The sequence below is a fragment of the Pseudomonas silesiensis genome (assembly GCF_001661075.1).
Lineage (GTDB): Bacteria > Pseudomonadota > Gammaproteobacteria > Pseudomonadales > Pseudomonadaceae > Aquipseudomonas > Aquipseudomonas silesiensis.
In genome coordinates, this window is record NZ_CP014870.1 from 6,242,396 (window position 1) to 6,258,128 (window position 15,733).

General features: G+C 61.5%; 12 protein-coding genes. 3 read left to right on the plus strand and 9 right to left on the minus strand.

The genetic code is table 11. The features are described from left to right. Entirely contained in the window at positions 1-1,143 is a 1,143-nt protein-coding gene (pqqE, locus tag PMA3_RS27730; RefSeq protein ID WP_162493659.1) for a pyrroloquinoline quinone biosynthesis protein PqqE, read from the plus strand. Then, complete coding sequence (locus PMA3_RS27735) at positions 1,109-2,932, plus strand: S9 family peptidase (protein ID WP_064680126.1); 1,824 nt, start codon at positions 1,109-1,111, stop codon at positions 2,930-2,932. Before pqqE ends, PMA3_RS27735 begins: the two co-directional genes overlap by 35 nt. A gap of 150 nt (positions 2,933-3,082) precedes the next feature. Here the strand turns inward: PMA3_RS27735 and PMA3_RS27740 are convergent, their stop codons facing one another. Then, positions 3,083-3,241, minus strand: coding sequence for a YqaE/Pmp3 family membrane protein (locus PMA3_RS27740; protein WP_007904205.1), 159 nt, complete (start codon positions 3,239-3,241; stop codon positions 3,083-3,085). Between the two features lie 209 nt (positions 3,242-3,450). Beyond that, positions 3,451-4,734 (minus strand): aspartate aminotransferase family protein, encoded by a 1,284-nt coding sequence (locus PMA3_RS27745; RefSeq protein WP_064680127.1) that lies wholly within the window; start codon positions 4,732-4,734, stop codon positions 3,451-3,453. Positions 4,735-4,903: 169 nt separating this feature from the next. On the opposite strand from PMA3_RS27745, the gene PMA3_RS27750 reads away from it, so the two are divergent. Beyond that, positions 4,904-5,836, plus strand: coding sequence for a LysR family transcriptional regulator (locus PMA3_RS27750; RefSeq protein ID WP_064680128.1), 933 nt, complete (start codon positions 4,904-4,906; stop codon positions 5,834-5,836). Positions 5,837-6,076: 240 nt separating this feature from the next. On the opposite strand, the gene PMA3_RS27755 is transcribed toward PMA3_RS27750, so the two are convergent. The 7 genes from PMA3_RS27755 to bioF all read right to left on the minus strand — a co-directional run bounded on the left by PMA3_RS27755 (position 6,077) and on the right by bioF (position 15,686). Further along, positions 6,077-7,855 (minus strand): acyl-CoA dehydrogenase C-terminal domain-containing protein, encoded by a 1,779-nt coding sequence (locus PMA3_RS27755; protein WP_064680129.1) that lies wholly within the window; start codon positions 7,853-7,855, stop codon positions 6,077-6,079. Between the two features lie 289 nt (positions 7,856-8,144). Next, positions 8,145-9,941 carry an acyl-CoA dehydrogenase C-terminal domain-containing protein gene (locus PMA3_RS27760; protein WP_064680130.1) on the minus strand — a complete coding sequence of 599 codons (1,797 nt, stop codon included), beginning with the start codon at positions 9,939-9,941 and terminating at the stop codon, positions 8,145-8,147. 265 nt (positions 9,942-10,206) lie between these two features. After that, on the minus strand, positions 10,207-12,012 hold the full coding sequence (locus PMA3_RS27765; protein WP_064680131.1) for a phenylacyl-CoA dehydrogenase: 1,806 nt from the start codon (positions 12,010-12,012) through the stop codon (positions 10,207-10,209). A gap of 289 nt (positions 12,013-12,301) precedes the next feature. After that, positions 12,302-12,982, minus strand: a complete 681-nt coding sequence (gene bioD, locus PMA3_RS27770) for a dethiobiotin synthase (RefSeq protein WP_064680132.1) — start codon at positions 12,980-12,982, stop codon at positions 12,302-12,304. Next, positions 12,979-13,791 carry a malonyl-ACP O-methyltransferase BioC gene (bioC, locus tag PMA3_RS27775; protein ID WP_064680133.1) on the minus strand — a complete coding sequence of 271 codons (813 nt, stop codon included), beginning with the start codon at positions 13,789-13,791 and terminating at the stop codon, positions 12,979-12,981. The genes bioD and bioC overlap by 4 nt, the downstream gene beginning before the upstream one ends. Continuing rightward, positions 13,784-14,515, minus strand: a complete 732-nt coding sequence (locus PMA3_RS27780) for an alpha/beta fold hydrolase (RefSeq protein ID WP_064680134.1) — start codon at positions 14,513-14,515, stop codon at positions 13,784-13,786. The genes bioC and PMA3_RS27780 overlap by 8 nt, the downstream gene beginning before the upstream one ends. Beyond that, positions 14,508-15,686, minus strand: coding sequence for an 8-amino-7-oxononanoate synthase (gene bioF / locus PMA3_RS27785; protein WP_064680135.1), 1,179 nt, complete (start codon positions 15,684-15,686; stop codon positions 14,508-14,510). The genes PMA3_RS27780 and bioF overlap by 8 nt, the downstream gene beginning before the upstream one ends. Between the last annotated feature and the right edge of the window lie 47 nt (positions 15,687-15,733).

The following is a 15,733-nucleotide window of genomic DNA, read 5'->3' on the forward strand; positions in this document are numbered from 1 at the left end:
GTGTCAGACAAATTACCGCCCAAACCGCAAATCGGCCTGCCGCTGTGGCTGCTGGCCGAGCTGACGTATCGCTGCCCGCTGCAATGCCCGTACTGCTCCAACCCGCTGGATTTTGCCGAGCAAGGCAAGGAACTGAGCACCGAACAGTGGATCAAGGTGTTCCGCGAAGCACGGGAAATGGGCGCGGCGCAGTTGGGGTTTTCCGGGGGCGAACCGCTGGTGCGCCAGGACCTCGCCGAGCTGATCGCCGAAGCGCGCAAGCTGGGCTTCTACACCAACCTGATCACCTCGGGCATCGGCCTCACCGAGCAGAAAATCAGCGACTTCAAGAAGGCCGGCCTGGACCACATCCAGATCAGCTTCCAGGCCAGCGACGAGCAAGTGAACAACCTGCTGGCCGGTTCGAAAAAAGCCTTCGCGCAGAAACTGGAAATGGCCCGCGCGGTGAAAGCCCACGGCTATCCGATGGTGTTGAACTTCGTCACCCACCGGCACAACATCGACAAGATCGATCGCATCATCGAGCTGTGCATCGCCCTTGAAGCCGACTTCGTCGAACTCGCCACCTGCCAGTTTTACGGTTGGGCGCAGCTCAATCGGGTCGGCCTGTTGCCCACCAAGGAACAACTGGTCCGGGCCGAACGTATCACCAACGAATACCGCGCCAGGCTGGAAGCCGAAGGGCATCCGTGCAAGCTGATTTTCGTCACCCCGGACTACTATGAAGAACGCCCGAAAGCCTGCATGAACGGTTGGGGCAGTATTTTTCTGACCGTTACACCGGACGGAACCGCCCTGCCGTGCCACGGCGCCCGACAGCTGCCGGTGCAGTTTCCCAATGTGCGCGACCACAGCATGCAGCACATCTGGTACGACTCGTTCGGCTTCAACCGCTTTCGCGGTTACGACTGGATGCCCGAGCCGTGCCGCTCCTGCGACGAGAAAGAAAAAGACTTCGGCGGCTGCCGCTGCCAGGCGTTCATGCTCACCGGCGACGCAAGCAACGCTGATCCGGTGTGCAGCAAGTCGCACCATCACGGCGTGATCCTCAAGGCCCGCGAAGAAGCCGAGCACGCGACCCAGACCATCGAACAACTGGCCTTTCGCAATGAACGAAATTCACGCCTCATCGCCAAAAGCTGAACCCTTCAGCGCCGCCAGAGCCGTCGCCGCCGGTGTCGACTTTGCCGAATTGCAGCTCGGGCGGCATGGCCTGTTCTGGAACGAGTACCGCCCCGAAGATGCCGCCTGCCGCATCTGGCAGTGGCGCGACGGCCAGGCCCATTGCCTGACGCCGCCGGGTTTCAGTGTGCGCAGTCGAGTGTACGAATACGGCGGCGGCGCGTTTTGCCTGACCGACGACGGGATCGTTTTCGTCAACGAGGCCGACCAGCAGCTGTATCGACAGTCGCTCACCGGCGAGCCTGAGGCGCTGACTTCAAACGAGTGCCGCTACGGCGATCTGCAGTTCGCCGACGGCCGGATTCTGGCGGTTGAAGAGAACCGTGACCGGCATCGTCTGGTCGCCATAGACCTGCTGGACGGGGCCCGACATGTGCTGGCCGAAGGTGCGGATTTTTACGCCGCACCGACCCTGAGCCCGGATGCCCGCCGCCTGGCCTGGATCGAATGGCGCCGCCCGGAACAGCCATGGACCGCGACCCGCCTGATGGTTGCCGAACGCCAGGCCGATGGCGGTTATGCGCCGCCGCGTTGCGTGGCCGGCGATGGCGTTCAGGAGTCGCTGCAACAGCCTCGGTTCGATGCTGGCGGCCGGCTGTTTTGCCTGACCGATCGCGCTGGCTATTGGCAACCCTGGATGGAGTCGGGCGCTGGCCTGAGTCCTCTGCCCAGCGCCGCCGCCGACCATGGGCCGGCACCCTGGCAGCTGGGCGGATGCACCTGGTTGCCATTGGGCGAAGGCCGCTATCTGGCAAGCTGGACCGAAGGCGGTTTTGGCCGGCTGGGGGTTGGCGGTGACAAGAGCGAGGATTTCACCGGCGACTACAGCCGCTTCCGCCATCTCGCCCTGGACGAGCAGTTCATTTACTGCATCGCCGCCTCGCCGGTCAGCCCTGCGGCGGTGATTGCCATCGACCGCGGCACCCGCCAGGTCAAGGTGCTGGCCGGCGGTGCCGCGCCATTGCCTGCCGGGCAGATCAGCCTGCCGCAAACCCTGCGCTATCCGAGCGGCTCAGGCCAAGCCCATGGCTTCTTCTACCCGGCGATGAGCGGGGAGGCGAAACCACCCCTCGTGGTGTTCATCCACGGCGGCCCGACCTCGGCCTGCTACCCGATGCTCGACCCGCGTATCCAGTACTGGGCACAACGGGGCTTCGCCGTGGCCGACCTCAATTACCGCGGCAGCAGCGGCTACGGTCGGGCTTATCGCCAGGCGCTGCATTTGAGCTGGGGCGATGTCGATGTCGAAGATGCTTGCGCGGTTGTCAGTTATCTCGCCGAGCGCGGGTTGATCGACGGTGACAAGGCGTTTATTCGCGGTGGCAGCGCGGGCGGCTACACCACTCTTTGCGCACTGGCCTTCCACAAGGTCTTCCGCGCCGGTGCCAGCCTGTATGGCGTCAGCGACCCTGTCGCGCTCGGCCATGCGACCCACAAGTTCGAAGGTGACTACCTGGATTGGTTGATCGGTGATCCGGTCGTGGACGCCGAACGTTACGCCGCACGAACGCCGCTGCTGCACGCGGGCAACATCAGTGTCCCGGTGATTTTCTTCCAAGGTGAACTGGATGCCGTGGTGGTGCCGCAACAGACCCGCGACATGGTCGAGGCGTTGCAGAAAAACGGCATTCTGGTTGAAGCGCATTATTACGCGGACGAACGCCATGGCTTCCGCAAGGCTGGTAATCAAGCCCATGCGCTGGAGCAGGAGTGGTTGTTTTATCGGCGGGTGATGGCGGTCGCGGACTGACATCCGTGCCCAGTGCCGGAATGGTGGCGCCTCATTCGCGGGCAAGCCCGCTCCCACAGTGAACGTCGGTGGAACACAGAATTGTGTACGACGCTGATCCCTGTGGGAGCGGGCTTGCCCGCGAAGGCGATCTATCTGACGCCGATGAACTCAGCGCTTGGCAATGATGTACACCGCATGCACGATCCCCGGAATATAACCGCACAACGTCAGCAGAATATTCAGCCAGAACGCGCCAGCGAAACCGACCTGCAGGAACACACCCAGTGGCGGCAACAGAATGGCGATGATGATTCGAATAAAGTCCATGGGGCAGCTCCTGGTTGAAGTTGGCTCGTGTGAGCCTACACCTTATCGACCCATACCGTTCGTCAGGGTTCAGTATCGTTACGGTCCGGGCATCGAACCATGATGGCAAAGGCTGCCGACAAAAAAACGCCCCACACCAAAAAAATCAGGCATGGGGCGATGCGTTATACCGCGAGACGGTTCGGGAATTCGTGCGGGACCGGGTCTGATCAGACGGCAATCCCTTTGCGGCACTGCAGTTGCGCGGTGCGCACACGGGAGAAGGCACGCGCCAGGCGCAGGAGCATTTCGTCGATATTGGCCTTGCTGACCGTGAGGGCCGGGGTAAAGCGCAGGCAATCGGGCTGCGGGGCGTTGATCAGCAGGCCTTCGTACAGCGCAGCCTTGACGACGGCATCCGCCGAATCGTCAGATAACGTCAGCCCCCAAAGCAGCCCCTGCCCGCGTATTTCGCCATGGCCGTAGCGATGAGCCAATCGAGCCAGGCCTTCGTGCAGGTGCTGGCCGGTTTCCCCGACATGCTCGAGAAAAGCCTTGTCCTGCACACTGTCGAGCACGGCAAGACCGGCAGCCGTCATCAACGCATTACCATGATGGGTCCCCGTCAGCTCGCCGACATCGAAACAGCAGGCCTTGCCCCGCGCCAGCAACGCCGCCAATGGCACGCCCCCGCCGAGGCCTTTGCCGAGGACGACGATATCGGCCTGCACTCCGTAAGACTGTTCGGCAAGCAGCGTGCCGCAGCGACCGACACCGGTTTGCACTTCGTCAAGGATCAGCAGGATGCCCAGTTCCCGGCACAGCCGCTCGACCCCCTTGAGATACTGCACGGTGGCCGGAATCACCCCGGCTTCGCTCTGGATCGGCTCGAGCATGATTGCCACAGTCCGGGCATCCACGGCCGCATGCAGCGCCGCAAGATCATTGAACGGAACGTGACTGAAGCCTGGCAGTTGCGGCTCGAATCGATTGATCAGGCTGGCACTGTCCGACGCCGATATCGTCGCGAGACTACGCCCGTGGCAACCGTTATTGGCAACGATGATTCGCGAGGCACCACCGCGATGCCGCTGCCCCCACTTGCGTGCCAGTTTGATCGCGGCTTCGCAGGCTTCACTGCCACTGTTGAGCAGGTACGCCTGATCACTGCCGGTACTGGCGCACAATCGCTGGGCGAGGTTGAGCATGCCGCGGTTATGCAGGCCGAAACCGGGGTTGATCAGCAACCGGGCTTGCGCCGCGAGGGCATTGACCAATGCCGAAGGGCTGTGTCCGAGGCTATTGGCGCCCCCACCCTGGGTGAAATCCAGATACGCGCGTTGATCGCTGTCCCACAACCAGGAACCCTGGCCGCGCACAAAAATCTGTTTCGGCCGGTCGACACTGGGCATCAGGCACTCGCTGGAAAGGTTGTCGCCCTTGGACGGTAGGTGGTCGTCAACGGCCAGGTCATCGAGACTCGGTGGACTGCGCCGCAAATTGAACAAATTCATCTGCTCAAACCTCGTGTGAGGTTTTTTGTCTTACCTATGTAAACACCATCGATATAAACGGTATTCATCGCGCTCTATGGCCCTGTAAGCCCTGTGAATGCGGTTAGACTAGGCTCAGACAAGGCGTTGAACCATTTCGATTTCACAGCATTTTCGATAAGCATTACTTATGGATTTCAAGCAACTGCGTTATTTCGTCGCGGTCTATGAAGAGGGCCACGTGGGCCGGGCCGCCGAGCGACTTTCAATCTCCCAGCCGGCGCTGTCCCAGCAGATTCGCCACCTCGAACAGAACCTCGATGTGAGCCTGTTCGAACGCAGCAGCAAACGCCTGCTGCCAACCCTGGCCGCCCACACGCTGTACAACCACGCCCTGCCGTTGCTCGATGGCCTGCAACGGGCGCGCGAAGCCTTGGGTAATTTCAAGGGACAGGCACTGCGGACCCTGGCCATTGGCGTGTTGCAGACCGTTCATACCAGCCTGGTGCCGCAGATGCTCGAACGCGTGCGCAAGGCGCAGCCGCATCTGGTGGTACAGATCTATGAACTGACGGGGCTGGAAATCGAGCGACGGCTGCTCAACGGTTCGCTGGATATCGGCATCAGCTATTTGCCGCCCCGTCAGCCAGGCCTGCACGGTGTACTCCTTTACGAAGACGAACTGACCCTGGTCATCCCGGCGGACCATCCGTTGCGCGAATTCAAGAAGGTGTCCATGAGTCAGGCCGCCGGGTTGCCGATGTTGCTACTGGGTGAAGAGTTCCAGGTGCGCCAGATCTGGCAGACGCAACTGGCCAGCCTGGGACGACGTCCGCAAGTGCAGGCCGAACTGAACAACATGGCGGGGATTCTCGACAGCCTGCCCCACACCCGACTGGCGACTGTCCTTCCGGGACGCTCGCAGAAGGCACTGGGGAATAACGGACTGCTATGGAAACCGCTGACCGAGCCGCGGGTGCCGCTGAAGGTCGGATTGGTCTGTCGGGATGTGCAGCGTCAACAAGCCTCGCTGGGGTTGTTGCGGACGTTGCTGGAGGAGGTGATGAACGGGCCGGATAGTCGCTTGAACAACTCGAGCCGCTTGAACAACTCGACCCCTTGACGAGCTGAGCTGAATACTTTTCTGCAGACCAAAGAAAACCCCGCCGAAGCGGGGCTTTGCAGACTGTTTCCCTGACATCCATTTCACTCCGCCGTCCTGGCAGAATCCTACGTGTCCGTGTTGTTGCTTTGCGCTTCCTGCGCGACGTCCATAAGCAGTAGATTAGCTGTGGATCCAATCTTCGACTATGGGAAAACAGCATCACGCATTGTAAGAGATTGCTTACATGGCGTTACATAATCAGAACTGGGCTGCGTCCAGCAGGAACAGCGATTCGCTACCGGCCTTCACCGAGGCGCTCAACGAGTGAATACGTGGCAGCAGACGGGCGAAATAGAACCGCGCTGTGCCCAGTTTGCTGGCGTAGAAATCGTCCTGCGCTTCTTTACCCAGGGCCGCCTTGGCCATCAGTGCCCACATGTAGGCGTAGGCCACGTAACCGAAGGTTTGCAGGTACTCGACCGATGCGGCGCCGATTTCGTTCGGGTTGTTTTTCGCCCGGTCGAGCAGCCAGGCGGTCAACTCGTCGAGGGTGGTCACGGCGTCATTCAGTGGCTGGGTGAACTCGGCCAGCTCCGGGCTGGCGGTCGCGGTGAAATGGCGGATTTCGTCGGCGAACAGGTTGTAGAACGCACCGCCCGTACCGACGATCTTGCGGCCGACCAGGTCCAGTGCCTGAATGCCGTTGGTGCCTTCGTAGATCTGGGTGATGCGCACGTCACGCACCAGTTGCTCCTGGCCCCATTCGCGGATGTAGCCGTGGCCGCCGAACACCTGCTGGCCGTGCACCGTGGTTTCCAGGCCGAGATCGGTGAGGAATGCCTTGGCTACGGGGGTCAGCAAGGCCACCAGATCTTCCGCGCGTTTGCGGGTGGTGGCGTCTTCGCTGAACTTGGCGGTGTCCAGTTGCATCGCCACGTAGGTCGAGAAGGCCCGGCCGCCTTCGTTCGAGGCTTTCATGGTCAGCAACATGCGCCGCACGTCCGGGTGGACGATGATCGGGTCGGCGACCTTGTCCTGATTCTGCGCGCCGGTCGGCGACCGGCTTTGCAGTCGATCGCGGGCGTATTCCACGGCGTTCTGGTAGGAGCGCTCGCCGCTGGCCAGGCCCTGGATGCCGACGCCCAGGCGTTCGTAGTTCATCATGGTGAACATCGCCGCCAGGCCCTTGTTTGGCTCGCCGACCAGGTAACCCACGGCTTCGTCGAAGTTCATCACACAGGTCGAGGAACCCTGGATGCCCATCTTGTGTTCGATCGAACCACAGTTGGCCGGGTTGCGCGCGCCTAGGCTGCCATCGGCATTGACCCTGTACTTGGGCACCAGGAACAGCGAAATGCCTTTCGGCCCGGCCGGTGCGTCCGGCAGTTTGGCCAGTACCAGGTGGATGATGTTCTCGGTCAGGTCGTGTTCACCGCCGGTGATGAAGATCTTGGTGCCGCTGACCTTGTAGGAACCGTCGGCCTGAGGCTCGGCCTTGGTGCGGATAATCCCCAGGTCGGTCCCGGCATGCGGCTCGGTCAGGCACATGGAACCGGCCCAGACCCCGGCGTACATGTTTGGCAGGTAGGCGGCTTTCAGCTCGTCACTGGCGTGGGCGTTGATCGACAGGCAGGCGCCGGCGGTCAGCATCGGGTACAGGCCGAACGACAGGCTGGCGGAGTTGACCATTTCCTCGACCTGGGCCGAGACCGCCTTGGGCATGCCCATGCCACCGTAGGCCGGATCGCCACCGACTCCCACCCAACCGCCTTGCGCGTAAGTCTGGTAAGCCTGTGGGAAACCGGCCGGGGTGGTGACGGCACCGTCCGCCCAGTGGCAGCCTTCTTCGTCAGCCGCACGACTCAGCGGCGCGATGCTTTTGCTGGTGACCTTGCCGGCTTCTTCGAGAATGGCTTCGACGGTTTCGGCATCCACGGTCTCGGCCAGCGCCGGCAGTTCGGCCCAGAGTCTGGCGACCTCGAATACTTCATTGAGGACGAAGCGCATATCGCGCAGGGGCGCTTTGTAGTCAGCCATGGCAAACCTCGCAAGATCTAAACAGGTGAGTCGTAGGGATGATGTTTTCGTTGGGTTCGAGTGTACCTCAACAACTTTTGCGACACATAGGGTCAGCTTGTGACTATATTGTGATTTTTAGTCACCACTGTAGGAGCGAGCTTGCTCGCGATGGTCGTTAACGATAACGCGTGCTTACTGGATAACCGCGGTGCCCTTGAGTCCTTCGCGAGCAAGCTCGCTCCTACATAAACGCGGCGCTCTTGGATCCTTCGTCGGAACGCCGCCCGGAGCAAGCTCGCTCCTGCATTTAAAGCGCGAACAACTCCGCCGGCAGCTGCATCAGACAATCGCTACCCGCCGCGATGGCGGCCCGATGCGCGGCGGTGCGTGGCAACAATCGCTTGAAGTAAAACTCGTTGGTCGCCAGTTTCCCCCTGCAGTAATCGGCATCGGCGCCACCAACGTCGATTTGCGACTGTGCCACCACTGCCATACGCAGCCACAGATAACCAAGGATGATGTAACCGCTGTACATCAAATAATCCACCGATGCAGCTCCCACCTCATCCGGATTTTTCATCGCCGCCATGCCGACTTTGACGGTCAACTCGCCCCACTGTTGATTCAGCTCGTTGAGCTGCGCCACATAGCTGGCGAGCTGCGGATGCCCAGCGTTGGCGGCGCAGAACTTGTGGACGATTCTGGTGAAGCCGCGCAGCAGCTTGCCTTGGCTACCGAGCACCTTCCGGCCGAGCAAGTCCAGCGCCTGAATACCGTTGGTGCCCTCGTATATCGGCGCGATCCGGCAGTCGCGGACCAACTGTTCCATACCCCATTCACGAATGAAACCGTGACCACCGAACACCTGCATGCCGTGGTTGGTCACCTCCAGGCCCGTGTCGGTCATGAAGGCTTTGCAGATCGGCGTCAGGAACGCCAACACGTCTTCGGCCTCTTGCCGTGCGCCAGCGTCCGGGCTCAGATGCGCGGTATCCAGCCATTGCGCGGTGAAGTAGGTCAGCGCCCGATTGCCTTCGTTGAAGGCTTTCATGGTCAGCAACATCCGGCGCACATCAGGATGAACGATGATCGGGTCGGCGACTTTCTCCGGTGCTTTCGGGCCGGTCAGCGAGCGCATCTGCAGACGGTCATTGGCGTACTGGATGGCGCCCTGGAAACTGGCCTCTCCCAGGCACAACCCCTGCATTCCGGTGCCAAGGCGCGCATGGTTCATCATGGTGAACATGCAGTTCAGGCCCTTGTTCGGCTCACCGATCAAGAAGCCCTTGGCCCCGTCGAAGTTCAGCACGCAGGTGGCCGAGGCCTTGATGCCCATCTTGTGTTCGATCGAACCGCAGGACACCCCGTTGCGCTCGCCCGCCTCGCCTTGGGCATCGGGCAGGAACTTGGGCACGATAAACAGCGAAATGCCTTTGGTCCCCGCGGGTGCCTCCGGCAGCTTCGCCAGCACCAGGTGAATGATGTTATCGCTCATGTCGTGCTCGCCGGCGGAGATGAAAATCTTGCTGCCGGTGATCGCGTAACTGCCGTCGGCCGCAGGCACGGCGCGGGTCTTGATGATGCCCAGGTCTGTGCCGCAATGGGCCTCGGTCAGACACATGGTGCCGGTCCATTGGCCGGCGGTGAGTTTGCTCAGGTAGGTCTGCTTTTGCGCTGGCGTACCGTGCGCGTGGATCGCCGACATCGCGCCGTGTGTCAGCCCCGGGTACATGCCCCAGGACGTGTTGCTGGAGCCGACCATTTCACTGATGACCAGGCCCAGGGAGCCGGGCAGGCCCTGGCCGCCGTAGGTCGGATCCGCTGCCAGACCATGCCACCCGCCTTCGACGTATTGTGCGAATGCCTGCTTGAACCCTGCAGGCGTCGTCACCACGCCGTTGTCGAAATGGCAGCCTTCTTCGTCACCGCTGCGATTGAGCGGTGCGAGCACGTTCTCACAGAATCTTGCGCCTTCTTCGAGGATCGCATTGACCATGTCCGGGCTGGCATCGGTGGCGCCCAACGCGGTGTAGTGGCGGTGAAAGTCGAAGACATGGTCGATCAGAAAGCGCATGTCGCGCAGGGGAGCTTTGTACTCAGGCATGGTTGTTTCTCCGGCAGCAGATGGCTCAAAGCTACTGCTGTCCGCCAGGCCCTACAATCACAGTCCAGGCGCTGAATGCGCGATCATCACTCATTCCGTAGCGGCGACTTTCGTGCTCTGGAGTGTGGGCCAGATTTTGCGAGCGAAGCGGCGCATCCGACTCACCGCGCCGTCTGGTTCGCCGGCAAGCCGGCTCCTACAGGGGGCACAAAAAAAGGCCGCTGCTCCCGAAGAAGCAGCGGCCTTGTGAAGAACCGCGTAAGGCTTAGTAGCCCAGTGCGAAGTCTTCTTCTTTCATGTCCATCAGGTTGCTGGCGCCCGACAGCATGGTTGCCACGTGAGTGCGGGTACGCGGCAGGATCCGCTGGAAGTAGAACCGTGCGGTCTGCAACTTGGCGGTGTAGAACGCCTCTTCGGAAGTGCCCGCAGCCAGTTTTTCAGCGGCCAGGCGCGCCATGTCAGCCCAGAAGTAAGCCAGGCAGGCGTAACCGGAGTACATCAGGTAGTCCACGGATGCCGCGCCGACTTCTTCGCGATCTTTCATGGCCGCCATACCGACCTTCATGGTCAGCTCGCCCCACTCTTTGTTCAGCGCCGCTAAAGGCTCGACGAACTCTTTGACCGCTTCGTTGCCTTCGTTGGTCTGGCAGAACTTGTGGACGATCTTGGTGAAGCCTTTCAGAGCCTCGCCTTGAGTCATCAGCACTTTGCGGCCCAGCAGGTCGAGTGCCTGGATCCCGGTGGTGCCTTCGTACAGCATCGAAATGCGGCTGTCGCGAACGTTCTGCTCCATGCCCCACTCGGCGATGAAGCCGTGACCGCCGTAGATTTGCACGCCGTGGTTGGCGGACTCGAAACCGACTTCAGTCATGAAGGCTTTGGCGATCGGCGTCATGAACGCCAACAGGGCGTCGGCTTTTTTCTTCTCTTCTTCGTCCACGCCATATTTGACGATGTCGACTTGTTTCGCAGTGAAGTAAACCATCGCACGGTTGCCTTCGGCGAACGCCTTCATGGTCAACAGCATGCGACGTACATCCGGGTGCACGATGATCGGGTCAGCGGCCTTTTCCGGCGCTTTAGGGCCCGTCAGGGAGCGCATTTGCAGGCGATCGCGAGCGTATTTCAGGCCGCCCTGGAAGCCGATCTCGGCGTGTGCCAGACCTTGCAGCGCGGTGCCCAGACGTGCGGTGTTCATGAAGGTGAACATGCAGTTCAGGCCTTTGTTCGCCGGGCCGATCAGGTAACCGGTGGCTGCATCAAAGTTCATCACGCAGGTGGCGTTGCCGTGGATGCCCATCTTGTGTTCCAGGGAACCACAGGTCACCGCGTTACGAGCGCCGATCGAGCCGTCTGCGTTCGGCAGGAATTTCGGCACGATGAACAGCGAAATGCCTTTGGTGCCGGCCGGTGCATCCGGCAGACGTGCCAGCACGATGTGGACGATGTTGTCGGCCATGTCGTGTTCACCGGCCGAGATGAAGATTTTGGTGCCGGAGACTTTGTAGGAACCGTCGGCCTGAGGGTCGGCCTTGGTGCGCAGCATGCCCAGGTCGGTGCCGCAGTGCGGTTCGGTCAGGCACATGGTGCCGGTCCATTCGCCGGACACCAGTTTGGTCAGGTAAGCCTCTTGCTGCTCAGGCGTGCCGTGTTCGGAAATGGTGTTCATCGCGCCGTGGGAAAGGCCCGGGTACATGCCCCACGACCAGTTGGCCTCGCCAACCATTTCGCTGACTGCCAGCCCCAAAGACTCCGGCAGGCCTTGACCACCGTGCTCCACGTCGTGGGCCAGGCTTGGCCAGCCGCCTTCGACGAATTGTTTGTAGGCTTCTTTAAAGCCAGTCGGGGTTTTAACGCCGGACTCGCTCCAGGTGCAGCCTTCGGTGTCACCCACGCGGTTCAGCGGAGCCAGTACCTGCTCACAAAACTTGGCGCCTTCTTCGAGAATGGCGTCAACCATGTCCGGAGTTGCGTCTGCACAAGCCGGAAGGCTCTGATAGTGCGCTTCGTAGCTAAGCAGTTCGTCACGAACGAAGCGAATATCACGCAAGGGGGCCTTGTAGTCAGGCATAGCGATAAACCTCTGCTGATGTAACCGGGAATGAGCGACCGCGTTGATTTGTTGTGACGGTCAAACAGTTGTTTGAAACATACGTTTACCACCAAACCTTGTCAAGCGCCGATCTTTTGCCGTTCGTCATCAGACCATGGGAAATGGCGGGCGCGAAGCCACGCAATGGCGTCGATGGAATCCATTGGTCATGAGAAAAGATTAGTTGAGGGGTAAGGACTTACGCAGAAAAACGCCGCGAATGATCGCGGCGTTGGCAGGTGGATTCAGCGAGGTGCAGCCCTCAGCCTCAGTCCAGCAGATCCAACTGCAGATGCCCGGCCACCGCTTCGGCCGTCACCAGTTTCATTTTAGGCACGCGTCCAAGGCATGGCGCCGGGATTCGCTCGGCGAGTGTCGCCAGGTTCTCCTCCAGGCGCGCGGTTTTCGAATCGATGATATTGGCCACCCACCCCGCCAATTGCAGACCGTCTCGCGCAATCGCCTCGGCCGTCAGCAGCGCATGATTGATGCAACCCAGGCGCACGCCGACCACCAGAATCACCGGCAGGTCCAGCGCGATCGCCAGATCCGACAGGTTGTCCTGATCCGCCAGGGGCACGCGCCAGCCGCCAGCGCCTTCGATCAGGGTGAAGTCAGCCTGCAGGTCGAGGATCTCCCGCATCGGCTCCAACAGTGATTGCACTGTCAGGGCCACACCCGCCTCCCGCGCCGCCAGATGCGGCGCGATCGGCGGTTCGAATGCCATTGGATTGACCTGGGCATACGTCAAAGGCACCGAGCATTGCGCCATCAGCGCCAGTGCGTCGGCATTGCGCAAGCCCTTGGGCGTGACATCGCAGCCAGAGGCCACCGGCTTGCCCGCCGCCGTACTCAAGCCCGCCAACCGCGCGGCGTGCAGCAGCCCGGCGGCAACGGTGGTCTTGCCGATATCGGTGTCAGTGCCGGTGATGAAATAGGCTGCACTCATACGGGTTTCTCCAAAACGGCGTACACCACTTGATAAGTCGCCGGCAGACCTTCGGCCTGACGAAACTGCTCATAGGCCTCGATCAAGCCGAGGATTCGCGCTCTGCCAGTCAAGCCGCCCGGCCGACCTGGGTTCAGGTTGTGCGCACCCAGCGCCTTGAGTTCATGGGTCAGGCTGCGCACATCCGGGTAATGCAACACATGGGGCCGGGTTTGCAGCGTCGCGATGGTCAGTCCGCTGCCCGCGCAAAGCTGTTGATAAACCCCGAACTCACGGAAGCGATTGACGTGCACCATGCCGTCCACCTCACGCCAACTGTCTCGCAATTCGTACAGCGTCCCCACGCACAGACTAGCAAATGCGAAAATTCCGCCAGGTTTCAGCACTCGATGCGCCTCACTGAGCACCGAAGCGAAGTCTGCGCACCACTGCACCGCCAGGCTGGAGAAGATCAAATCGCAGGTCGAAGCCTGCAATGGCAGGCGCTCGGCATCCCCGGCGATGAAATGCGTGGCGCCACCCAATGGCCGGGCGTGATCGAGCATGCCTTCGGCGATGTCCAGCGCCACGCCGTGGCTGGCAGGAAAACGCTCGTTCAACGTCCGGCTGAAGTGTCCGGTACCGCACCCCAGGTCCAGCCAGCGACCCGGTACGAAGTCTTCCGGCAAGCGACTCATCAACTGGCTGCCGACATCGCGCTGCAATTCGGCAACGCTGTCATAACTCGCCGCTGCGCGGGAAAAGGAGGCCGCCACCTGGCGCTTGTCAGGCAAGCCGCCGGGCAGGTCGGGAAAGGATAAATCAGTCATCGCTGAACTCATGGAAAAAGGCCTGGATCGCCCCCGCCACACCATGGGGGTCTTCCACAAAAAACGCGTGGCCGGCCCGTTCGATCAGGCCGATTTCCACATCCGGCAGCAACTTCAGCAGGTCTTGCGCGGCTTCGGCCGGGACCAGCCCGTCGAGACCGGCGAACAGGTGCAATTGCGGACCGCGGAATGTTTGCAGCGCTTGACGGGTATCCAGTTGCGCGAGCACTTCCAGGCCGTTTATCGACACCGATGCCGTGGTATGCGGCGCGCCACCGAGCAACAGCCTCGATAACCCGCGCGGGTCTGCAGAACCCTGGGCGCAGAGCAGCGAAAAGCGTTTCAAGGTCATGCGCGGTTCTGCCTTGCAGCCGGCCAGAAACGCGTCGAAGGTCTCACCGGGCATCGCACTCGGCCATTGCTCATGGGCGACAAACGAAGGATTGCTCGCCAGGGTCAGCAAGCCGCAGCAACGATCGCCGCGTCGGGCCGCCAACTCGGAGGCGAGCATACCGCCGAGGGACCAGCCACCCAGCCAGGCGTCCTGAGGCACGGTCGAATCCAGCTCATCGAGCCATTCTTCAAGATCGCTCGATTCCAGTTCCGGCAACGGCTCGATCTCGACCCGCAAGTGTTCATCCAGCCCCTGCAATGCCGCGGCCAAAGGCTCCAGCGGTGAAATCCCCAGGCCCCAGCCGGGCAGGAGAATCAGGTGATTACGCATGGCTTGGCTCCGGTCCCAGTTGTTGAAAACAATCGGCCAATCCATTCAACAATAGCTGCACTTGCGCCTCACTGTGGGCAGCGCTCAGGGTCACGCGCAGGCGGGCGCTGCCGGCGGGCACGGTCGGCGGACGAATCGCCGTCACCATCAGCCCGCGTTCGCGCAGCATCTGCGACAGTCGAACCGCGCGCCCGGCGTCGCCGATCATGATCGGCTGGATCGGCGTGAAGCTGTCCATCAATTCCAGGCCAATCTGCTCGGCACCCTGGCGGAACTGGCGGATCAGCGTGTTCAGATGCTCACGTCGCCAGTGTTCGCTGCGCAGCAGCTCCAGGCTTTTCAAGGTTGCGCAGGCGAGGGCCGGTGGCTGGCTGGTGGTGTAAATATAGGGGCGGGCGAACTGGATCAGCGTCTCGATCAACTCTTCACTGCCGGCCACAAAAGCACCGGCCGTACCGAACGCCTTGCCGAGGGTGCCGACCAGTACCGGCACTTCATCCTGGCTCAGGCCGAAATGCTCGACGATCCCGCCGCCATTGGCGCCCAGCGGACCAAAACCGTGGGCGTCATCGACCATCAGCCACGCGCCTTTGGCCTTGGCTTCCCGGGCCAGCGCCGGCAGATCGGCGATGTCGCCGTCCATGCTGAACACACCGTCGGTGACGACCAGCGTGTTACCGGTGGCCTTCTCAAGGCGATTGGCCAGGCTCGCCGCATCGTTATGCAAATAGCGATTGAAGCGCGCACCGGACAGCAGGCCCGCATCCAGCAAGGAGGCGTGATTGAGCCGGTCTTCAAGTACCGTATCGCCCTGCCCCACCAGTGCGGTGACCGCGCCAAGGTTGGCCATGTAGCCGGTGGTAAACAACAGCGCACGCGGGCGACCGGTCAGGTCCGCCAGCGCTTCTTCCAGCGCGTGATGCGGGCTGCTGTGCCCGATAACCAAGTGCGATGCCCCACCGCCGACGCCCCAACGGGTCGCTCCGGCGCGCCAGGCTTCGATCACTTGCGGATGATTGGCCAGGCCCAGGTAATCGTTGTTACAGAACGCCAGCAACGGCTGCCCATCGACCACCACTTCCGGGCCTTGAGGGCTTTCGAGCAGGGGGCGATGGCGATAAAGGTTTTCGGCACGACGGGCAGCAAGGCGTGCGGCGAGATCGAAAGACATGCAGGCCTCGGGTGTCAGATCACAGAATGCGAAAATTGCACTATCTC